The sequence below is a fragment of the Cellvibrio sp. PSBB006 genome (assembly GCF_002162135.1).
Lineage (GTDB): Bacteria > Pseudomonadota > Gammaproteobacteria > Pseudomonadales > Cellvibrionaceae > Cellvibrio.
Map to the genome: position 1 here is coordinate 909,922 of NZ_CP021382.1, position 22,301 is coordinate 932,222.

Sequence of the window (22,301 nt, forward strand, 5' to 3'; positions counted from 1 at the left end):
TAAACCGGGCCATAAATCAGGCCATAAACCAGAAAGATTCTGAAATGCTGCAAGACTTCGTCACAGTATGCGGAGCAATATCAATGCCAAGGCTGGAATTCAATTTTAAGCCTGCTATCAAACGAACCGATTGATTTACATCAACCGGATTTTTAAACGCGTTATACGTTAGATCCCGAACTGTCGATTAACTAGTGTAGCTACAAGAATGGCACCGAACCTGCTATAGCCAAGTTGTGATGAAAATATTGGCGCACTAATCGATGTAACGAAACTGATAGCCACGTTATGTAGTTTTTTCATGGGTGCTCATTCGCGTGTTTCATCAAGGTGTTTATCAGCTTGTCGCAGGGATGCTGGCGCGTGCCTCGATTTTTTATCATCCGACGGGGAAAAATGCGTTCAGCAAAAACCACACAATTCCGTTACAGTAACGCTCAATAAGTGATTTTTTTATGACAACAGGAATACCCTCAATGGTGAATTTGCAACAAGGACAACCTATTAATGACGCGATGTTACGCATCATCAACGCCAGTCACCACGATCCATTTGAAGTTCTTGGCAAACACAAGGCGACCAGCCCTACCCGTTTGGTAACCGATAATCCTGCGACACTCGATACCTGCGTGCGCTGCTTTTTACCCGGTGCGCGGTCCGCAAGTTTGCTGCTCCAGAATAAACCGGTAGCCATGAGCCGTGTTGAGGGTACTGATTTTTTTGAATGGTACGGTGCGGAAGCCAACATAGCTCCTCACTACCAGGTTGAATGGCGCGACAGATACGATCAACTGCGCCGGGAGTACGACCCCTACTGCTTTGCACCACAAGTGAGCGATTTCGATCTACACCTGTTCGGAGAGGGTCAAAATTGGAGCATCTACAATAAGCTCGGCGCACACCTGCACCAGGTTGATGGTGTCAGCGGTGTTTTGTTTGCAACCTGGGCACCAAACGCCGAGCGCGTCAGCGTGGTGGGTGATTTCAATGCATGGGACGGCCGCCAGCATCCCATGCGAGTGCGCGGTGGCAGTGGTATCTGGGAATTATTTATTCCCGGGTTGAGCGGTGGCGATCTCTACAAATTCGAGATACGCAATCGGGCGACCAGCAAAGTCTTTCTAAAAACCGATCCCTATGGGCAAATGTTTGAACATCGCCCGAAAACCTCTTCTATTGTTGTACCGCCCTCACAATATCAATGGCAGGACAACCAGTGGCTGGAGCAGCGCGCGCAATGGAACTGGCAACACGCACCGCTCTCGGTATACGAAGTTCACCTCGGCTCATGGCGGCGCGGCGCCAATGGCGAATTCCTTAACTATCGCGACCTGGCCCATCAACTGGTGGATTACGTTAAACCGCTGGGCTTCACCCATATTGAAGTCCTGCCGCTGACTGAACACCCGCTCGACGATTCCTGGGGTTACCAGACCACCGGCTACTACGCGCCCACCAGCCGTTTCGGCACACCGGATGACTTCCGTTATTTTGTCGATCATTTGCACCGCCATGGCCTGGGCCTGATCCTCGACTGGGTACCAGCGCACTTTCCCAAAGATGGTCACGCCCTCGCCCAATTCGACGGTACAGCATTGTATGAACACGCCGACCCGCGCATGGGAGAACACCCGGACTGGGGCACGCTGATTTACAACTTCAGCCGCAACGAAGTGCGCAACTTCCTGCTCGCCAATGCGCTGTATTGGCTGAAAGAATTCCACATTGATGGCCTGCGTGTCGATGCCGTCGCGGCTATGTTGCATCTGGATTACTCGCGCAAAGACGGCGAATGGATTCCCAACAAATACGGTGGTAACGAAAATCTGGAAGCCATGAGTTTTTTAAGCGAACTCAATGTGTTGTGTCACGGCCAGCATCCCGGTGCGATCGTGATCGCTGAAGAATCCACGGCCTGGCCGCAAGTCACGCGGCCCACCTGGGTCGGTGGCCTCGGCTTCTCCATGAAATGGAATATGGGCTGGATGCACGATACGCTGGAATATATGACCAAGGACCCGATCTTCCGCAAGTATCATCACGATCAATTAACCTTTGGCATGATGTACGCCTTTACCGAAAACTTTTTGCTGCCGTTTTCTCACGATGAAGTCGTTCACGGTAAAGGCAGCATGATTAACAAAATGCCCGGTGATGATTGGCAAAAGTTCGCTAACCTGCGCTTGCTCTACACCTATTTATATACCTACCCCGGCAGCAAATTATTGTTTATGGGTTGCGAGTTCGGGCAATGGAGTGAGTGGGCGCACTGGAAACAATTGGATTGGTATTTAACCGGTGAGCATTTTCATCAGGGATTACAAAATCTGGTGAAGGATCTGAATCACCTTTACACGGGTTCTCCCTCGCTCTATGAGCGCAGTTTTCAGCACGATGGTTTTGAGTGGATTGATTGCCATGACAGCGAACAATCGGTCATCAGTTATATTCGTAAGGGTGGCGATGAGATGACGGTGGTGGTGCTTAATTTTACACCGTCACCGCGCGACAATTATCGTATTGGTGTGCCGGTGGCGGGTGGTTATCGTGAGTTGGTGAATTCGGATTCGGCGTTTTATGCGGGTAGTAATGTGGGGAATGGGAGTCCGGTTTATACGTCGCCTATTCCCTGGATGGGGCAGCAGCAGTCGATAGAGATTAAGTTGCCGCCGTTGGGGGCTTTGGTGTTGCGGGTGGAGTCATAGAATTAAGTATAGATGGGTTGGGGCTTCGGAATCCGTTTGTCATTAGGCCTTGGGTTTCGAAAACGCATGCATACATCCCTGTAGCTCCCTCAATTCATCCTTGAATTGAGGGTTTCGAAACCCAAGGCCTAACGCCAAACTCGCATCGTATTAATGTCAATTTTTATTAAGTTGTATCTTCTTGGGAACATATCTAAACGATGAGCAATATTTTATTTGCCACCAGCGAGGTCTTTCCATTAATTAAAACCGGTGGCCTGGCCGATGTAGCGGCGAGTTTGCCGCGTGCGTTGATCAAGCTGAAACATAACGTGCGGATTGTGTTGCCGGGTTATGCGTCGGTTATGAAAGCGGCGGCTGGTGATGTGAAAAAAGTGACGGTGTTTGATGTTGATGGAGAGCCTGTAACGCTGTGGAAAACGTTGTTGCCCGGTACGCGGGTGTTGGTGTGGTTGGTTGATGCGCCGGCGTTTTCTGAGCGGGATGGGAATCCTTATTGCGGTCCGGATGGTTTTGATTGGCCGGATAATGCGCAGCGTTTTTTGTTGTTTGCCAAGGTAGCGCGGTTGATTGCTTTGAATCAGGCCGGTCTGGATTGGCCGGTGGATGTTGTGCATTGTAATGATTGGCAAACTGGCATGGTCCCGGCGCTTCTGGCGCAGGATAATCCGCGCCCTGCTACTGTTTTTACCATCCATAACCTTGCCTATCGCGGTTTATTTTCCTGGGATACTTTTGTCAGTCTGGGTTTACCCCATGAGTTGTGGCATATGGACCGGCTGGAATTCTATGGCCAGTTTTCGTTTATGAAAGGCGGCCTGGTGTATGCTGATCGTGTTACGACGGTGAGCCCAACTTATGCGGAGGAAATACAAACGCCCGATGCGGGCAACGGTCTGGATGGTTTGCTCAGACATCGGCAAGCGGTGTTATCGGGTATTTTAAATGGTATTGATGCCGACGAATGGAATCCCGGCACTGACAAACATATCGCACAAACCTACAACCGTCGCACGCTCACCAATAAAGAAAAAAATAAAGTGGCGTTGCAGGAGCGTAGCGGCTTGGAGGTATCAGAAAAACCCTTGCTCGGTTTTATCGGACGATTGGTCGATCAAAAAGGTGTGGATCTGATACTCAGTAATCTGCCACAACTGCTAAGTGAAGGCTGTCAATGCGTCATCCTCGGTAGCGGGATGAAAGATTACGAAGAAAGGCTCGCCCAACTCGCGCAGGAATTTTCAGAACAGTTGTCTGTAACCATCGGCTACAGCGAAACCCTCGCCCATCAGATCGAAGCCGGTGCCGATATTTTTCTGATGCCGTCCGCCTATGAACCCTGCGGACTCAACCAACTCTACAGCCTGCGCTACGGCACCCTGCCCATCGTCCACGCCGTCGGCGGCCTGCGCGATAGCGTCATCGACTTCGCCGAACCAACCCAAACCGACGCCACCGGCTTTATGTTTTATCAATACACAGCCCACGGCCTTTACAACGCAATCCAGCGTGCGCTAGCTGCGTTTCAGGATAAGAAAATCTGGCGGATGTTACAGAACAACGGCATGAGCAAAGACCTGAGCTGGCAGCGGAGTGCGGAGGAGTATGGGAGGCTTTATGGGGAGTTGTTGGAATAAAGATTAATAGAGATATTATAGAAGTTCGCGAGCTACTCGTTCTCGGCAGCTCGCTGTTGTTTACCTAAATTTAAATTTTATTTGCCAAGGGCGCCAACTGTTGAAGGCAGCTTGACTGCTCTAACCAACGTTTTTCAAGCGGTATCTTCTGAATGCATTTGATTGATGAATTAATCCTACGCAATCGTTCTTCCATCAAATTAAATTTGCAGCGCGTCGCGTAAGTTGAAGGCCAGGAACCACCAGCTCCCGTCAGTGATCCGATTAATTCGCATTCATCAGTTGCGTATTGATCCCATGCGGGCTGCTGCTTTTTTAATGCAGAGATAGTTCGTGAATCAGGGTAAATATCGCCGTTATTATCTGGCGAGGAAGCCAGAAGAGCGATAAGGTCAGCGAGTTTGACTTCCAATTGGCTCGATACCTTCCGTCTTTTTTCTGCTATTACAAGACCAGTATGCATAGCGCTCCCTTCCGGCCAACATTCCGGTCGATCTGTACACTGAACTTCGCCGCCTGGCTTTGGCAAGGTTTTCTCTTCATAATCCAACCAACCACCAATGAACTCGATTCGGCTTTTATACTCCTCCAGAACACAGGCTTCAGATTTGCAGGAATTTCGTTGCGACAACCACTCCAATTGATTGTTGGTAAGCAAATCCGGACGCTTGGCCTTACCCTTCACCTCACTATACCGCTTTGCCAAAGCTTCATCAGCAGACGAAATCTCGGCATTGTTACAGATCATCTTTTCGATACCTGAACTAGCCTTATCGCAATTAAAACTTGCGGCATATAGCGGTAAAGACATTATACAACTCAGCAATACAACTACTCTTAACATTGGTCATCCTTATTTAAATTAGAACTTCTTTTTAAAGATTCCAGTCAGGACCATGGAATCCATCATCTAAAGTCGCGGCAGACAGTATTAGACATTTTTATTTTCATGAATCATATCAATAGCGTGTTGCAAAAAATATATTGATTGTTACTCAAATATCGGCTGTTTAAATAGAATCCATTTTTTACGCAACATCAAGTTTATTACAGGACGATTCTATTTTCACAATGTATGTGTTTAACTGCAAAGCTGGATAAATCAGTATCAAGACATGCAGGTCTTAACCGTATTAGCGAAGGCTCTGTAACCCTATAGGCATAAAGGTGTGAACCACAATTCTTACAGAACACCCGGAATTTTCCAGGAGAAGACTCAAACTCTTTTAATGATTCAGCACCACCTATGAGGCTAAAACTGCTTTTGGCGATAGTCACTCCCATCGCAAAAGCCGACGCATGCGCCTTACGGCAGGTAAGGCAATGGCAACATTCGATCTGCGTGATATTCTCATCAACTTTATATTGCACATCGCCACACAAACAAGAGCCTTGGTACATTTGCCATTCCTTACGTCTTTGCAAGTATGAAAATATTCACATCCAGGTAGCACCCTCTATATCGGGCGCAGCCTGAATATATTCTTCAATTGTCCTGGATTTGATTCTCTCAGTCATAGCGTGTCACCGCAGAAAAAGTTTCAAGTAATAATTCCGGACGGTAAAAACATAAAGCCCCCGAAGGGGCGTTTGGCCAAAGTCGCTGTGCCAGGGTTGCTTAACTCGCCTGCTCGGTACCCGGAAATGCAGCCATATCCATCCAGAAAGCTTCCCAAACGTGACCATCAAGATCAGCCAGATTCCGGTTGTACATAAAACCGAGATCCTGAACCGGGTTGATATCTGCTGTACCGCCATGTTCTGCGGCTGTTTTGTTCATGGCATCCACCGCTTCACGGCTGTCGAGGGCCAGTGCGATCATCACTTCGCTGGAGGTCTTGGGTGGAATCGGGCGCTGGGTAAAGGTGCGCCACTTGTCATGGGTCAGTAACATCACATGAATCGCTTCACTCCAGACCATGCAGGCGGCGGTATCGTCGGTGAACTGCGGGTTATTCTCGAAACCAAGCGCTGCATAAAAAGCCATTGAGGCTTTAAGGTCGGTAACGGGCAGGTTGATAAAGATCATTCGGGACATGACTCATTTTCTCCAGATTGTTGGTTAATAAACAGCCTCATGCGCTGTACTTTATAGTCGAATAGCGCGAATGGATTTCGACAACGGTCGGGAAAAAAATTCTGCCCCTGCATTTTAACTGTCTTGGACCCGTGTCCGTCCACGCGCAATCGGCCCAGTCTTACGCCTGAATACCCTGACCACCAACGGGCTGCGTCTCAATATGCTCATCAAAACCTGCGATCAGCGGGCGCGCCTTCGTGATCGCTTCTCTGACAGAATCCAACGACAGTGAAGCTTTATGGCTGGATTGATTGTCCCAGACCTCCGTGATCCAGATCGAATCATCATCCTTTGGATCTTTCGCAACAATATAACTCAGGCAGCCTGGCATATTTGAAATGCCGTCAAGCAAAATGGCAATAAGTGCATCGCGCTGCCCTGATACTGCTTTCATTTTTCCGATTAAACCGTACATTGAGTCTTCCTGAAATTGATCATTTTGGATATTTGAAGTGAATCTTAGCAATTCACACGTTGTGTCATTAGTAAATGCAACCCGCTATATCGGTTAATTCGACAGCTCGAATATTGGACAAAATAATTTCCGGAATAGCATGTGGCCAATGCTCATATACACCGCCACCTGACATCACTGGACAACTACTCGTTTGGTGTGCGTTCCCTTTAAAGTCAATCATATCCACATGAAACTTCATGGCTTTTTGGAAGGGGTTTTTAACATTCAGCATCATATCGACCTTCCCCTCCATCTGCTGAAAATCGAAGACGATGGTTTTCTCGTCGTTAACAATTTCTTCAACCTGCTTAAAATTGGAAAACATGCCATCGACTATTTCCGCTTCGACGTAAATCTTATCTCCAGGTAAAAGAGATATCTTATCACCTTGAACAATCGGCCAATATAATTCAAGCAACTCATCAACTGGCTCACCGTCTGTCATAAATGTAACTCGGCGGTTCTTGCGGCAATGGTTTTCTGCGCAGAAGTTCTCTAATGATGAAGCCTCAGAACCTTGAGTGGTCTGAGCATCTACTTTTTTAGTTGCAGAATTACAGGCAGACAAAAAGCATAAAATTAAAATAAGAATGGCACTTTTCATTTTTTATTTCCTTTTACAGATGATACGTTTCAATGACCCCGTTCGCGTTTAATGTGCCATGGCTATGCGTTTGCTAGGCCACATTCGCGATGATGACGTGGAACCAGACAGCCGTGAGAACGTCACATGCCCGTAAAAGCGGCTAGCAATGGTTAACTCGGTGGCTCGCATTGGAGCCTTATTCATTGCACTAACGAGGAGAAATGTTGTGACAGTCAACGACGGTCGAGCACTTCATAGAAGACTTCATCCGCTTCATGGCGTTGTGCTCGCAGGTACTATCCCCTTATTTCTGGGGAGTTTATTAAGCGACCTGGCCTACACATCAACTTACCATATTCAGTGGAGCAATTTCGCGTCCTGGTTCATTACCGGGGGCCTTGTATTTGGCGGCTTCGCATTGTTGGCCGCCGTTATTTATCTGGTGCGCGCGGCGCATCGTCACCACCACGCCTTTCTCTATATTTTTTTCCTGCTGGCGACCTGGATACTTGGATTCTTTAATGCCCTCATCCACGCCAAAGACGCTTGGGCTACGATGCCGACCGGCTTGATTCTGTCGATTATCGTGATGTTACTCGCCTGTGCGTCCACCTGGATCGGCTTCGCCAGATTTGGTGTAGGAGGTGCAAGATGAACTTTTTTACGTCGAATAAGCGGCTGTTTATTCCTGTGATCGTGGCTGGTCTGCTCAGCGCTTGTGATGGCAATGATCCTGAGTCTGCGCAGCACGGAACCAATCCTGAGCTTCCGCCGCCAGAACGCGGACTGTTGCCAGCGATGACGATTGCCCAGCCTGCCCCTTGGGGCGATCAACAACCAACTGTACCGCAAGGTTACACCGTGTCTGCCATTGCTACCGACCTCAAAGTCCCACGGCAGATGCTGGTCCTGCCCAATGGTGACATCCTGGTTGCGGAAGGCAAAGGCGGAAATGCTCCCGCACTTAAACCGAAAGATATTATCGCCGGGTATATAAAATCCAAAGGGACTACCTCGGTGAAGAGCGGTAATCGGTTGACGTTGTTGCGAGACGCCGATGGCGACGGCACTTATGAATTGCGCACTGTGTTCGCCGACAACCTGAATGCGCCCTACGGCCTGGCGCTGGTTGATAATAACCTTTACGTCGCCAACCAGGATGCACTGGTCCGCTTCGATTATAGCGAAGGGCAAACCGAGGCGAGCGGTCCGCCCACCAAGGTTACTGATCTGCCGTCGCGCATTAATCACCACTGGACCAAAGCCTTAACCGCCAGCGCTGATGGACAATTCCTCTACGTCGGCATCGGTTCCAACAGCAATATTACTGAGCGCGGCATGATTGCCGAAGTCGACCGCGCCATGATCTGGGAAGTGAATGCAGAAACCGGCGCGCATCGACCTTATGCGACGGGTTTACGAAATCCTACCGCGCTGACGATTCAACCTGGTACCGATCAGTTGTGGGCAGTGGTGAATGAACGCGATGAAATAGGACCGAACCTGGTGCCTGATTACCTGACCTCGGTTCAGGAGGGCGGATTTTACGGTTGGCCTTACAGTTATTGGGGCCAACATGTGGATGACCGGGTTCGCCCACAAGACCCACAAAAGGTCGCGTCCGCCATCACGCCTGATTATGCGTTGGGATCGCATGTTGCGGCACTCGGGCTCGACTTTTCAGAAGCCAGCATGGGCGCGAAGTTCGCCGATGGCGTGTTCGTCGGTATGCACGGTAGTTGGAATCGTGAAAATCCGGTGGGATATAAAGTGGTGTTCGTCCCCTTCCGCAACGGCCGTCCCGACGGCCAACCGGTGGATTTCGTTACCGGTTTTCGCGGCGACGACGGCAAAACCCGCGGCCGCCCCGTTGGAGTGACGGTAGATCCAGAAGGCGCGCTGATTATCGCAGACGATCTTTCCAATACGATTTGGCGGGTGACGCCGGTGGAAAAAGCCCGCGAATAGCGGGCTTTCTACATCACAGAGAAAATTAGGGCGTTAGCAATACCTTCACGCTGTTATCCACTTCGCTGGCCGAGATATATCCCACAGCACCAGGTGTGGCAGAAACCGTGGCTTTCATCGCCGCAGTCGAGTCGAGGGTTCGCGGGGGATGGCCTTTGCCCGTGAAAACCTGCTGCGACCAAAAGGCGTTCAATTGCGCCTGACTGCGACCGGTAACCTTGGTGTGAAATTCTTCGCGCAAAGGATTGCCCGCTTCCAGGTCGAGCGGTACTGCGGCTTGCCCATTCGGAAGTTGATTACTTCGGCCGATAAACAAATCGCGTATTTGATTGGCGTCTAGCGAATCCGGGCCCGCCGGGTGGCCGATAACTACAACATCGGCAAAAGCGAAAGGCGATGCAAGCAGCATAAGTAATATCCAGTAGTTGATTTTCATTGTGGCCTCCTTAGAAAACAGCATCGAGTTTGATGGTGTAAAGCGTGGCATCACTGTATTGCCGCGCCGGCGCGGTGAGATTGCCCGGCAACCCACCTCCCGTATCGCCAAAACTACTGGTACGTGTCACATCAAATTTAATCGCAACATTGGTTAGTGCGTCCCACCGCAAGCCAACACCGGTTGCTGTACGTTCAATATTATTCAGGTCACTAGCAGTAAAAATATTGGGATCATTATAGAAAGGACTGCCGGGCGTGGTGAACAACGCAAACGCTTGCGCTGCTGACAATGACCGCTCCCCATCATCTGTGGATTCGATCATCGCGACGGTGACGTAAGGTGTAAGCGACCCAAATCGTCTTGCCGCCGTGATGTAAGCGGAACGCGAATCGGTTGTCGGACCGTCCAGCTCAATGTTGGTAAACTCACCAAGAACATGCCAGTTGCCGTTGTTATAGGCCGCACCAAAACCGTAGAAACTTGCATCCAGCGCCTCCGATCCCAGAACCACCTCTGCGGCACTGTATACACCACGGAACGTCCAGACAAAATCGGTCCAGGTAAGTGACCCGCCGGTGATGTCCCTTACATCAATCTCAGTACCTTCAATATTTACATTCGTTTGACCGAAGAATGGTTGCGCCGACAGCGTGGAATTATCGAAATTCCAGTCGTAAATGCCATCCACTCCGGTGTAGGTGCTAAAGGGTAGTTGGCCATATACTTCTATGGGTGGTCGCGCCCAAGGTTGCGCGTAACCTACTTCCAGAGAATCGGAATACATAAATAAAGGTTGCCGCATTTTCCCCGCGCGTGCTTTAAAATTATTGTTGAACTTATGCGAGATATACGCCCACTCCATATCAGGGTCCCATTCGTCGATACCACGAGCAACGAGTTGCATAACGACTTCGGTAGAAGCGCTGATATTAAAAGTGCCCTGAAGGCCCAACCGGCTTTCATCTTCAAGGCTGTAATCTTCCAGGTAGCCGCCGTAACCGGCGTCATTACTCGCACGCCCATAAGCCACGCTGAGGAAACCATTAAAGCGTACCCGCTCTGCAGTCGGCATTGCCTGCTTCTGTTGCAAAGTCGCAACTTGCCGCTCCAGCTGCTCGATACGTTGGGTATCCGATGTTTGCGCTTGTGCACCAGTTACCGCTAATAAAGCTACTACTGCCATCCCATGTTTTTCAAACGGCGCTAAGTTTTTCATTGAAACCTCCAGATTGTTTTATAGTTAACAATAAAGCAGCTGTTAAGAATCTATTTAATTTTTCTTATAGGGAAAGTGCTAATTAAACGCGGAATTGACCAGCGATAGTTCGCAATGCCTGACTAATGCGATCGATGTCGTGGCTGATGGTGTCCAGCTCGTTGGTTCGTTCAGTGACGCCTTCGGCGTTATGATAAATTTCTGTAACGTGGTGCAGTACCGAGGAAAATGTTTGGCTTTGTTGGTTGGTTGCTGATGCAATTTTTTCGTTTATCTGACTGATATTCTGTACATTATTTAAAATGGAATTTAATACTTCACCTGACGCATTGGTTGCGTCCAGACCGCGATTTGCACGCTCTACACTGCCCTGCATGGCCGTCACGGCACTGGCCGATACCTGTCTCAGCTCATTAATGACTTTATGAATTTCCTCGGTAGCCTGGCGCGTACGCACCGCAAGCCCCCTCACCTCATCCGCCACAACGGCAAAGCCACGACCATGCTCACCCGCGCGCGCTGCTTCAATAGCTGCGTTAAGCGCAAGCAAGTTCGTTTGTTCCGCTACCGTTTGAATTGTGTTTAATAACTGTCCTACATCCGTCGAGAAGCTTTCAAAACGATTAACAACATCAGCAGACTGCTTCACTTCCACCGCGAGAGTACGAATGGTGTCTACGTTAGTGGTTAAGGTGGTTTTTCCCAAGGCGGCGGCTTGACTGGCATCCCCCGCTTGCACCGAGGCATTTTCTGCAAACGCAGCAACTTCAGTTACGCTGTTCATAAGTTCTTCGATGGCAGTGCGTACCGACGAAATAGCTTGTGATTGCGCGTTAATTTGCTTTAAGTTGGTGCTACTGGAATCCATCAAGCGCGACGCTACCTGACTCAGCCCGCCGACATCGTGGCTCACATTGGCGAATGAACTGTGTAGCTTGCTGATAAACTCATTAAAATGATTCACTAGGTCGCGCACTTCATCACGCCCGTGATATTCAATGCGAGTGGTCAAATCGCCCTCACCTTTCGACATCTCATGCAATGAATTGGAAACTTGAAATATACTTGCCCTGATCGAACGGCCGATAATTAAACTCACCATCGCTAAAACGACGATTGCAAGAATGGCAATAATGAGCACAATAAAACTGGCGTTATGTGATCGCTCGATCGTGACACGAATACTGTTTGTGAATGCGAGTTCTGTTTGTTGCTTCATGGCCTCCAGGTCTTCGCGCAGATTGGTCAATCGTTCGGCATTGGCGTTCGCTTCGGCCGCCACCTTGGTGAAATCGACAGTGCCTGAGATAAAACTCTGCGCGATACGGGTTGCCGTTTCGTACCAGATTTGCAGTTCGCTGTCGATGGCACCCACCTGGCCGGACAGTTCAGAGCTCAGGGTCGCAAGGCGCGCGAGATTTTCACGAATTTCGCGATAATAATTTTCGGCCAACTGTAGGGCTTCTTCATCACCCGTAGTAACAGAGTTATTAATTTGCTGCTCCATGAGCAACAAAGATCCGAGATTAATAGTCGTGAGTTCCAAAGTGGGGTAAAGGCGCTGATCGACATCCTGTAACCGGAATGCGTTTTCACGCTCTACATGGTACGAATACCCTTGGGTAAATAAAAATGCCAACAAGGCAATGCTGACCAATAGCATGAGCTTTTGGGAAATGGTAAAGCGAAACATCAGTGTGCCCTCAAGGCGGAAAATGGCGACTCGATTTTGAGGTTATTAGCCGCGGCAAAAATATATACCATTGGTATAGCAGGCAGAGGTGGGAGACGCAAACGGACAAGCGAATATAGGCCGTAATTGAAGTATCTAGCGTCACAAAAGGATTTTTTGTGACGCTAGAAATTTACGGATATCAAGTTACGCTGTATTTACTTCGTAAAGCCTTGGCTAATTCGCGCAGATGACATTCGCATGCCGTGCAGTCAACAACCATTGGCCATCACGTTTCATCCAGATGTTCGTGTAGCGCCGATGAATCGTGGTCCCTGCACCAATAGATTTCCCGCTGGGTACGATGATCTCGTTTCCCATGACAATGGCGGTAGTATCGTGGATCTGGATCGATTCGATATTGCGCGTAAACGAAGCGTATGTAACTGCACCGCTTCTTACCCGGCCACTACTGGCCTTGACGACCTGATTGAAAGGGTTGTTGACGATCATATCCGGCGCCCAGAGCTTCTCAACAGTATCAAAGTCCGCCGTGAGTACCGCGCTGGCTTCGGCGAGGTCAAGTCTCCTGATTGTCGCTTCGACGCTTTCATCAACAGTGGGGTCAACTGCAATAGCAAAACCGGGTAACAAAAAAATGAACGTGAGGATGGATGTGATGACGCGCATGGTGGTTCTCCTAATGAGTAATCAACCGGGCAATGGGTAGCGTCACTACAAACTCACTACCGCAATCTGCACCGGCACTTTGCACACTGACTGATCCCTGGTGAGCTTCCACCAAATTACGTACCACTGCCAGCCCAATACCAAGCCCACCGTTGTGATGCACCAGCCCGTAGGTATCCTGTACAAATAATTCAAAAATATGCGGCAACGCAGCTTCGGTAATACCAATGCCATTGTCGGTAACCATAACAACGACTTCCTCACCCTTAGTTTCGACTACGATACTAAGCGCGCCGCCCTCCGGCGTATATTTCGAGGCATTGTCCAATAGATTGCTAAAGACTTGAGTAAGACGCATCGGATCGCCCAGGATGTTCACGGAGTCTATTAAGCGTTTAAACGTAAAATGCTGACGTCGGCTGTTAATGGCTGGACGACAGCAATCAACAGCGGCGTTGAGAACATCAATCAGTTCCAATTTTTGGAGTTGAAGCCGGAGCTTTCCCGTTGTCATGCGCGACCCGTCGAGAAGGTCATCAACAAGACGTGACATATGAACAACCTGGCGCTCGATAATAGCCTGCAAACGCAAATGCATCGATTCATCATTACGCGCATGATTCAGCAATCCAGCAGCGGTCCGAATAGGATTCAAAGGGTTGCGCAGTTCATGGGCAATCATTGCCATGATATTGAGTTGTTGCTCGTGGGCTTTTCTGGCTTTCGTTTCAAGTTCCTGCGCCGTTAACGCGGCGATAATTAGTTGTGTATTGGCTTCACGTAAATACCCCAGCGGCCCACCATCATTAGCTGTGTTTTTTTCGTAAACAAATTTTTTTATTTTATCGGTCAATATGTTGGGTTGGAAATGATCAGTGGTTTCTTCTCGATAGAATTCAAAGCCACTCCGCCCACTACGTTTGGAGGAATACATAGCAGCATCCGCTTTTGCAATGAGGGTTTCCGCATCCTCACCGTCTTCAGGATAGATCGCAATGCCGATGCTGGTTGATAAATGCAATACATGAATCCCAACGTGACTGGCAGCACTTAGCACATATAACATTTTTGCGGCAATTAATGCAGCATCCGACGCTTGAGCAACTTCCGTCAGTAACACCAGAAACTCATCACCGCTGTGACGGCTAACCGTATCGGAATCACGCACCACTGCTTCGAGGCGTCGAGCAACCAATTGCAAAACTTCATCACCGATGCCATGTCCTAGCGTGTCATTGATTTGTTTGAAGTGATCAAGATCGAGAAACAGCACAGCGATGTGCGTTCCATTACGACGCGCCATAGCAATTGCACTATTCAAACGATCAAACATCAGGGTACGGTTGGGTGTATCGGTTAATGCATCGCGCTGACTTGCCTGAGTTACTTCGTTTAAATGACCAATGGCGATTTCAGCCGAGGTTTCAGCACGTAGCGTGGCCAGTACCAATTGCTCATTGGCTTCGCGCAACCTTTGTGATTCATTTTGTTGGCTTAGCAGGCCTGACGCGCGCTCTTCAAGCCGCGTTAATTCCCGCAACGCCGGTGCTAACTCCAGTTGCACAATGACAAGTTCACGTTTGGCACCAGCAAGTTCACGGTGAGCAAGCGTGACATCGCGCCTTAAGCGTATTAACTCTGTACGCAGCTGGCCTACCTGTCCGGTGAGCACAGCCAGCTCACGGGTTGCGGCAGCAACTTTATAGTCATGCTCACCCATCAACGTAATCCATGCTTTGGCGCCGGGTAGGGCTGCCACCCAATAAGCCTTCATGATTAGTCAACATCGTACCAATCTGAATACCCTGCTCATCAATCGTGAACAAACGTAATTCGTTAGAGTGTGCGCTGCCACGTACTTTTACTACCGCGATCACACGTTCCAAATGACTTTTTACCTCGATGTAACGCTGCACGATAATGGCGTCCGTAAGAAACGCAGTACCGTATGGACTAAACCGCAAATCGGTGTAACGGTCTTCCAATTCCGATGTCATCAGTACCGTGACACCGGTACTGGTCAGCGCCGATACCATCTGCGCCATGGACTCGCGAAAGTCTTCCCGAAATGTCGGTGCCAACGTCAATTCAAAACCCGATAGGGAGTCAATGACAACGCGCGCAGCATTGAGCCGCTGGATTTCTGCAATCAACAATGCCGAAATTTCATCAACCGACAAAGACGGCACGCGCGTGTCGACAACACCGATCCGGTCACGTGCAATTAAATCAGCAATTACCGATCCGCGCGCACGGCTTGCCCGTTGTTCAAATGCCGCAATAACACCGGTTTCACCGTTACGAGCCCCCTCTTCCAGAAAAGCGGCTGCCAAAATACTTTTACCTGATCCTGATGGTCCAGCAACAAGCAGCGAGTAGCCGCTTGGCAAACCACCACCCATCATCGCGTCCAACGCCGGTATACCCATAGGTAAACGTTTTTTAACAGGCCACTCTGTTTTGGTTTGGTCCGCTTCAGAGAGTTGCGGTGGTGCAAAAACCTGAATACCTTCCAGGCTGATTCGAAAAGTATGCAAGCCCGGCAACGTTGGTTGGCCGCGCATCTTCATGATTTCCAGTTTGCGTACCACCGAATTGCGCTGCACACTCTGGCGCAACCAGATAAGCCCATCCGCGACAGTAAAAACCGGATTGGGATCGCTCTCGGTAAAATATTCACCGATGAGAAAAGTCGTGGCTTGCCAACTGGTCATCTGGATACCCAGCTGTTGGATAAACTGTTGCAGTGTTATGAACGAGCTGTGCTCAGGGCGGCTGGCAAGTACAACCGAGCGGAAGGAATCAACAAACACCATCCCCGGCGCATGGGTTTCTACTTCCATTACAATGCGTTTCAGGACTTTATCGAGATCACCTGTGGCAGTTTCATCCGCAAGATTAATAAAGTGGATCGAATCATTGATTTTTTCATTATCAAAAAAATTAAACTGTTGCTGATAACGCAACATTTTCAGCGGTGGTTCGCCGAGCACCGTGAAATAAATTGCCGGTCGCTCCGGTGTTGCCAGGGCAAACATCATTTGATGTGCCAAGGTTGTCTTACCGCACCCAGGTGGTCCAGCCAGAACATTGAACGAATATTCTGGCAAGCCCCCACCTAACACCTCATCCAGTCCCGGCACACCTGTCTTAAGCCGATTGATGTTAGCTTTATTCACACTACTACTACCGATGATCATGACGGGATGTCCTGTGCGGCATCGCCGCGCAAAGGGTTATCTACAATGGATATAAGAAGACGATCAGTGAGCGATTCGCCGATCAAGCTGACCAACGTGGAGTGAAAAGATTGAAACAACGATAGGTTCGCAGCGCTTGCTTCTGCACTGGTCCGTTTGGCCAACGCCATTTTCAGCGAGGCAAAATCACCCAACACAAGCTGCTCATCGTGCGCGGAAATCATCCAGGGATAGTCATCAAGAATTAAATGAAGCGCCCGCTTGTAAAGCGCAGCTACGCCATGCAGGCCGATGATAGGAGATAAAACAGCATCAATTTCTCGCCATTCATTTACGGCGGCCTCAGCGATTTGGTTGGAGCTTGCACCCGCTGCAATCAGGCTTATCAGAGCTGCTTGCATAAATTGCGCCTCAGTGCGCAGAACAACAACATATGACGCTAGGGGAAATCGAATTTTGTTGCTAATCAGCCGTGTTTAATAATCAAAATGTAGAGAAATGGCGGAACAGGCGAGCTGGGAGTGATGTTGGGATATGCCTTGCCTGCATGAAGGCCACCCACAATGACACTTGCACGACCTAACAACAAGGCATTAATACAAATAAAAATGACCCCTCTTATATGCAAAGAAGAGACCGCCATCGAGGTAAGATATTAACCCAGGCACCGCTCCGACTGGTGCTTACAAAGGTGGGGCACAATAGTGGGACACAGGCGCACTGTACTGGTTGTTATCCCATGCTGATTAAGTCAATGAAGTGGGACGACGAGGCAATCAATCTACAGCAGCATAGGCGCAACCTGAGCCATGTTGGAAGGCAATCGCCGTGGCTACGCCGATACAATCGCTATGCCAACGAAATTCCAAATATTTCCCTTAACAAGTAGCCCACCAGAAACGCCAGCGAAGCAGCTGTTCCGCCTGTGAGAAGAGTAGCTATACCTGATCGAAATACTGGTTTGGAAAATACCTGGCTTTTTATTGCACCGATAGCAAAGAACATGAATGCTGCGAAACACGCACTTATCGTGAACTGCACGCGCTGCCCTATTCCAGGTGCCATAAAGGGTATTAACGGCATTGCACCAACCATGATGAATGATCCAAATGTGGCTAAAGCGGCCTTAACCGGATCTCGCGTTACTTTTTGCATCCCGTGCTCTTCCGTTAGCATTGTTTCAATCCATAAATGGCGATCTGAACTTATTGTATTCACAATGCTTTCCAGAACTTCGCCCGTAAATCCTTTATTTCCGAATATTTGACGTAGCTCTTCTCGCTCTCCATCCGGCACGTTATCTATGTGTTCTTCTTCAGTGTCTCGAATACGTTGAATATATTCGCCGCTCGTTTTAATAGATTCATAATTACTGACTGCCATACTGAACCCATCGGCGATGAGATTTGCAAATCCAAGCACTAGAGCTACTGACGAAGGAAAACCCGCGCCAACCACACCGGACACCACAGCAAAAGTTGTCACGCACCCATCTATACCACCCAAAACAGCGTCACCCAATACGTTTTCCTTCGCCGGCTTTTTCAAGCGTTCTTTTATGGCTTCAGGGCTATGGTCCATGGCGAGTTTGCGTTTTTCGTTCGGATTCATGTGATGATCCAATTAGATATTCTCTCCTGACACAGACACAAAAAAGTGGGACGTCACCAAAAACATCTCTTTGACATCATCCAGCCAAAGCTACGTCTACGCCTAAAAGAAACAGTCTCAGTACCCGGACATCGCTCCAGCTGGCGTTTACAAAGGTGGGACACAAGAGTGGGACACGGACGGTCTGCTGCGATTCTTTCCCATGCTGGGCGAGTCGCTTAAGTGGGACGACGAGGCAATTAATCTACAGCAGCATAGGCGCAACCTGAGCCATTGATCAATAGGGAAATACGTCAGCCAGGTCATAACACATAACTTTAATAACGAGTCTTGCGCATTTCTCTATCTGTCGCTTATCCCTTTGCACATCGATAGCCAGAAAACCAAGGCACCCTAGAGGGCCTTCTATTATGTTCAGGTTTCATAAAACCTTACTCTGTTTGTCTGCACTTTTTGTATCCCACTCAAGCCTGGCCGATATTACCTCGTACGGCGCGGGCAATATCAGCGACACCATTAATCCCGCCAGTTACAAATGCGCTATCGATCACGGCACCTGGATTTATAACGCGGGCGTTGTGCAGCCGGGCGTAAGCGGTTGCGACCCTATCGGTGCGCCAACACCGCTCACCCCAAAACTGGTAGCACCCGCGAGTGAAAAGCCCACCATGACCCATCGCTGGTGGGGATCTGTTTCTTTTTTCGGCGAAATGACTGTGGGCGATCCGAGTACAGCGGGTTACATCACGCCCGATCCGATCACCGCGCGCATCACCAATCGCGGCACGCGCATACTCGGCATTCCTGCCGGTTTACAGGCAAGAGATAAAGAGTACATCTACCCTATTCCCGATCCGTTTAGCGAAGTGTTCGACGGTATCGCCGTCGCCAACACCGACTATCCCAATATGAGCGCATCCCTCAAGGATTACAGCGATGGCTCGGTCACTGTTCAATGGAACAGCAGCGATACACCGGTGATGGAAGCGACCTTTGTGCATGGCTCGCCTTATATTTTCTTTACCGCGTTGGAAGGCAATCTTGTTGTGCGCACCAAAGCGCCGGACGGTGGCGAAAAAGGGATTTTTTATCAACAAGGCAACAGCCTCGGCGTGTGGACCAGTGTTGCAGGCAATCGCAATCACTTTCTAATTACCGGCCACGACACTACCGAATTCACCAATGTTAATTCTGCTGAAATCGGCGTTAACAATCCCGTAAAACGCATGACGGTCACCTGGCTGCCACAGTTGGCGAGCAACCCCAGTACGCCAATGATTGAATCATTTGAAGCACATGCCACGACACGCGTAGATGAAGTCTTTATCGATTACAGCGTTGATCGCAGCAGCAACAGCGTGACGGTTTCCCATGAATACCGCTTTCAGGATGCACCGGTCACCACCATGGCTGGCCTGTTACCCATGCACTGGAAAAATTCTGACCAGGCATTAAGCGGCTACAAGATCCGCAGCGCACGCGGCGTTACCCAATTCGCTGAAACCAGCAGCTTCAGTTACACCATTCCTTTTGTTGGTGTACTGCCCTACTTTCCCGAAGGCATTGGCGAATACGATCCTGTGCAATTGCAGGCATTGATCACGGAATTTATGAACCAGGGCGCCGCCAACTGGAATACCGCGGAAGACACCTACTGGGCCGGTAAAAACTACGGCAAGATTGCGGAGCTGGCAGCTATCGCACGCTCAAACGACATGGTTGAAGAAGCCGATACGCTAATCAATTGGTTGAAAGCTGAATTGGAAGATTGGTTCCGCGCCGACACCAACGGCAGCCTGGATACCAATAAATATTTTGTGTACGACGATCAATGGAACACGCTGCTCGGACTTGAGGAATCCTTCGGTTCTCATCAACAATTGAACGACCACCATTTCCATTACGGTTATTTTGTTCGTGCCGCCACGGAAGTGTGCCGCGTTGATCCGGACTGGTGTGGCGCTGATGCCTGGGGCCCGATGATTGAATTGTTGATCCGCGATTACGCCGGTGGCCGCGACGATACGATGTTTCCCTACCTGCGCAACTTTGATCCGGCTTATGGTTTTTCCTGGGCTTCAGGCCACGCGAATTTTGCGCTGGGCAACAACAATGAATCCACCTCGGAAGCCGCCAACTCCTACGGTGCCATCGTGCTGTACGGTTTGATTACCGGAAACGATGAACTGGTTGAACGCGGCATGTATTTACATGCATCCTCAACCTCTGCCTATTGGGAATACTGGAATAATATTGATCGCTTCCGTGGTCTGGATGGCGATTACGATAACTTCCCCGCCGGTTACACGCGCATGACCACCTCGATTATCTGGGGCAGCGGCCATGTGTTTTCCACCTGGTTCAGCGGCGCCTTCGCGCATATCCTCGGTATTCAGGGGTTACCCTTAAGCCCGTTGGTATTGCACATCGGTCAGCACGCCGATTATTTGAAAGACTATGTTGATGTCGGTATGAGCGGCGAATCCAGTAACGGCAAGCCCTCCGGTTTACCGGATGATCACTGGCGCGATGTCTGGTGGAATATCTGGTCAATGACCGATGGCACTGCGGCATTGGATGATCTGGAAACATACGGTTTTGATTACGTTCCCGAAGCTGGCGAAACCAAAGCCCACACCTATCACTGGGTGCACACCTTTGCCAAACTCGGCCACACCCTGACCGGCACCGGCGAGCTGACCGCGGATTTACCCTCGGCAGTGGCCTTTCATAACAATGGAGTCACCACCTACCTCGCCTACAACTACAGCACTACTGAAACGCCCGTAAACTTTTCAGACGGCGTAACACTCACCGCAGCACCCGGCAGCTTCAGCATGACTCAACAAGGCGAGCCTAACAGCAGCTCTTCATCAAGCGCTGCCAGCAGCGTATCGTCCAGCACAGCGTCTTCCGTTGCATCCAGCAGTTCATCGGCCAATACCAATTGCGATGAAATTTGTTTGCAGGAAATCAACACCACCACACTCCGCGCCATAGTCACCGAAGGCGATATTGTGGATATTCACTACACCCTCAACGGTGGCCCACAACAAAACCTGCGCATGCTACAGGACGGTAGTAATTGGTATTACGACATCACCGGCCTGGTGGCCGGCGACATGATCAACGTCTCCTTTACGATTATTGCCGGCACCGGCAGAACCACGCCCTGGCAACTGCATGAATTCTCCGGAAACGGCGCATCGAGCAGCTCGGTTGCCTCATCGAGTTCGGCGCCTACGGCAACAAGCTCGGCGTCTTCTGCAAACTCTGAATCCTCTGCAAGCTCGGCGCCATCAAGTGCTTCATCATCCAGCACATCGGCAGTGGTATCTTCCAGCAGCCTTGGCAGTTCATCACAAGCAAACAGCTCGTCTACAGAAAGCGCTGCCAGTTCGCAAGAGTCGTCAGCTATTTCCAGCAACAGCTCAGCAGCCAGTAGTAGAGAAAGTCATGGTGGCGGTGGTGGTAGCACCAGTCCGTTTTTGTTGTTACTGATGCTGGCAGTGCTGGGTAGTGGTGTTGTAACTAAAGCACGTTCAGTGAGGAGATAAATCGTTGGTGAGTGACGTCGATGTGATTGGGTGATGCATCGACGCCCTCATTCTCCCACCTATATTTTTAGAAGATTTTTGATCCCAATACCCCATAGGATCAAATATTTTTCTGCTCAATCTTGCTCAAAAATTTTGTAATCGCGCTTCACATTTTTTGTAACTTTTCCCCAATACGAATTTTTAACGCGATTCTGATGGCTATTAAACGCATTTTGATCCAAGAACTCTTCGTACACATTGAACCGATTCTTATCGTTCTGATCCTGTTCTACGATGAACTTTATGCAGCCAACCTCTTCTCTAGTGAGATTGATATGAGTTTTTAATTCATTTTTTATAATCTCAAGATCAGCATCCGGAACGATTATGTATCCTTCTAAAATTATCTTTCTCAACATTTGATCCTTCTTGATTAACTTCCCAAGCTGTAATGCTTCAATCAACCGACGCCTTCCGCGCCTGATAATGAGTGGTTTATTA

The 22,301-nt window shown here is 49.4% G+C and carries 19 protein-coding genes; 5 read left to right on the forward strand and 14 right to left on the reverse strand.

Going from position 1 to position 22,301, the window contains the following annotated elements:
* Positions 1–476: 476 nt before the first annotated feature.
* Both glgB and glgA read left to right on the forward strand, forming a co-directional pair.
* Positions 477–2,705, forward strand: coding sequence for a 1,4-alpha-glucan branching protein GlgB (glgB, locus tag CBR65_RS03750; RefSeq protein ID WP_087465610.1), 2,229 nt, complete (start codon positions 477–479; stop codon positions 2,703–2,705).
* A gap of 200 nt (positions 2,706–2,905) precedes the next feature.
* Positions 2,906–4,342: a glycogen synthase GlgA gene (gene glgA, locus CBR65_RS03755; protein WP_087465611.1), complete on the forward strand. Its 1,437-nt coding sequence runs from the start codon at positions 2,906–2,908 to the stop codon at positions 4,340–4,342.
* Between the two features lie 70 nt (positions 4,343–4,412).
* Here the strand turns inward: glgA and CBR65_RS03760 are convergent, their stop codons facing one another.
* From CBR65_RS03760 to CBR65_RS03780, 5 genes are all read right to left on the reverse strand, one after another.
* Positions 4,413–5,186, reverse strand: coding sequence for a lysozyme inhibitor LprI family protein (locus CBR65_RS03760; RefSeq protein ID WP_087465612.1), 774 nt, complete (start codon positions 5,184–5,186; stop codon positions 4,413–4,415).
* 203 nt (positions 5,187–5,389) lie between these two features.
* The gene (locus CBR65_RS22675; RefSeq protein ID WP_087465613.1) at positions 5,390–5,743 is read right to left on the reverse strand and encodes a GFA family protein; all 354 of its coding nucleotides are present in this window, start codon (positions 5,741–5,743) and stop codon (positions 5,390–5,392) included.
* Between the two features lie 217 nt (positions 5,744–5,960).
* Positions 5,961–6,380: a VOC family protein gene (locus CBR65_RS03770; protein ID WP_087465614.1), complete on the reverse strand. Its 420-nt coding sequence runs from the start codon at positions 6,378–6,380 to the stop codon at positions 5,961–5,963.
* A gap of 160 nt (positions 6,381–6,540) precedes the next feature.
* Positions 6,541–6,837, reverse strand: a complete 297-nt coding sequence (locus CBR65_RS03775; RefSeq protein WP_087465615.1) for a putative quinol monooxygenase — start codon at positions 6,835–6,837, stop codon at positions 6,541–6,543.
* Between the two features lie 67 nt (positions 6,838–6,904).
* Positions 6,905–7,483 carry a hypothetical protein gene (locus tag CBR65_RS03780; protein WP_087465616.1) on the reverse strand — a complete coding sequence of 193 codons (579 nt, stop codon included), beginning with the start codon at positions 7,481–7,483 and terminating at the stop codon, positions 6,905–6,907.
* 208 nt (positions 7,484–7,691) lie between these two features.
* Between CBR65_RS03780 and CBR65_RS03785 the strand changes: the two genes are divergently transcribed.
* Positions 7,692–8,120 carry a DUF2231 domain-containing protein gene (locus CBR65_RS03785; RefSeq protein ID WP_087468913.1) on the forward strand — a complete coding sequence of 143 codons (429 nt, stop codon included), beginning with the start codon at positions 7,692–7,694 and terminating at the stop codon, positions 8,118–8,120.
* Complete coding sequence (locus CBR65_RS03790) at positions 8,117–9,433, forward strand: sorbosone dehydrogenase family protein (RefSeq protein ID WP_087465617.1); 1,317 nt, start codon at positions 8,117–8,119, stop codon at positions 9,431–9,433. The genes CBR65_RS03785 and CBR65_RS03790 overlap by 4 nt, the downstream gene beginning before the upstream one ends.
* 25 nt (positions 9,434–9,458) lie before the next feature.
* Here the strand turns inward: CBR65_RS03790 and CBR65_RS03795 are convergent, their stop codons facing one another.
* The 8 genes from CBR65_RS03795 to CBR65_RS03830 form a co-directional block, all read right to left on the reverse strand.
* Entirely contained in the window at positions 9,459–9,869 is a 411-nt protein-coding gene (locus CBR65_RS03795) for a phosphate ABC transporter substrate-binding protein (RefSeq protein WP_087465618.1), read from the reverse strand.
* 10 nt (positions 9,870–9,879) lie between these two features.
* Entirely contained in the window at positions 9,880–11,088 is a 1,209-nt protein-coding gene (locus CBR65_RS03800) for a hypothetical protein (RefSeq protein WP_087465619.1), read from the reverse strand.
* 82 nt (positions 11,089–11,170) lie between these two features.
* Positions 11,171–12,781 (reverse strand): methyl-accepting chemotaxis protein, encoded by a 1,611-nt coding sequence (locus CBR65_RS03805; RefSeq protein WP_087465620.1) that lies wholly within the window; start codon positions 12,779–12,781, stop codon positions 11,171–11,173.
* Positions 12,782–12,997: 216 nt separating this feature from the next.
* The gene (locus CBR65_RS03810; protein WP_087465621.1) at positions 12,998–13,450 is read right to left on the reverse strand and encodes a nuclear transport factor 2 family protein; all 453 of its coding nucleotides are present in this window, start codon (positions 13,448–13,450) and stop codon (positions 12,998–13,000) included.
* A gap of 10 nt (positions 13,451–13,460) precedes the next feature.
* The gene (locus CBR65_RS03815; RefSeq protein WP_087465622.1) at positions 13,461–15,224 is read right to left on the reverse strand and encodes a diguanylate cyclase domain-containing protein; all 1,764 of its coding nucleotides are present in this window, start codon (positions 15,222–15,224) and stop codon (positions 13,461–13,463) included.
* Positions 15,163–16,650 carry an ATPase domain-containing protein gene (locus CBR65_RS03820; RefSeq protein ID WP_087465623.1) on the reverse strand — a complete coding sequence of 496 codons (1,488 nt, stop codon included), beginning with the start codon at positions 16,648–16,650 and terminating at the stop codon, positions 15,163–15,165. The genes CBR65_RS03815 and CBR65_RS03820 overlap by 62 nt, the downstream gene beginning before the upstream one ends.
* On the reverse strand, positions 16,647–17,051 hold the full coding sequence (locus tag CBR65_RS03825; RefSeq protein WP_087465624.1) for a hypothetical protein: 405 nt from the start codon (positions 17,049–17,051) through the stop codon (positions 16,647–16,649). The genes CBR65_RS03820 and CBR65_RS03825 overlap by 4 nt, the downstream gene beginning before the upstream one ends.
* 448 nt (positions 17,052–17,499) lie before the next feature.
* The gene (locus CBR65_RS03830) at positions 17,500–18,261 is read right to left on the reverse strand and encodes a VIT1/CCC1 transporter family protein (protein ID WP_087465625.1); all 762 of its coding nucleotides are present in this window, start codon (positions 18,259–18,261) and stop codon (positions 17,500–17,502) included.
* 410 nt (positions 18,262–18,671) lie between these two features.
* Here CBR65_RS03830 and CBR65_RS03835 point away from each other — a divergent pair, with 410 nt between their 5' ends.
* Positions 18,672–21,818 carry a glycosyl hydrolase gene (locus CBR65_RS03835; RefSeq protein WP_087465626.1) on the forward strand — a complete coding sequence of 1,049 codons (3,147 nt, stop codon included), beginning with the start codon at positions 18,672–18,674 and terminating at the stop codon, positions 21,816–21,818.
* A 116-nt stretch (positions 21,819–21,934) separates the two neighbouring features.
* Here CBR65_RS03835 and CBR65_RS03840 read toward each other — a convergent pair whose 3' ends face one another.
* Positions 21,935–22,264 (reverse strand): putative quinol monooxygenase, encoded by a 330-nt coding sequence (locus CBR65_RS03840; protein ID WP_232461344.1) that lies wholly within the window; start codon positions 22,262–22,264, stop codon positions 21,935–21,937.
* Between the last annotated feature and the right edge of the window lie 37 nt (positions 22,265–22,301).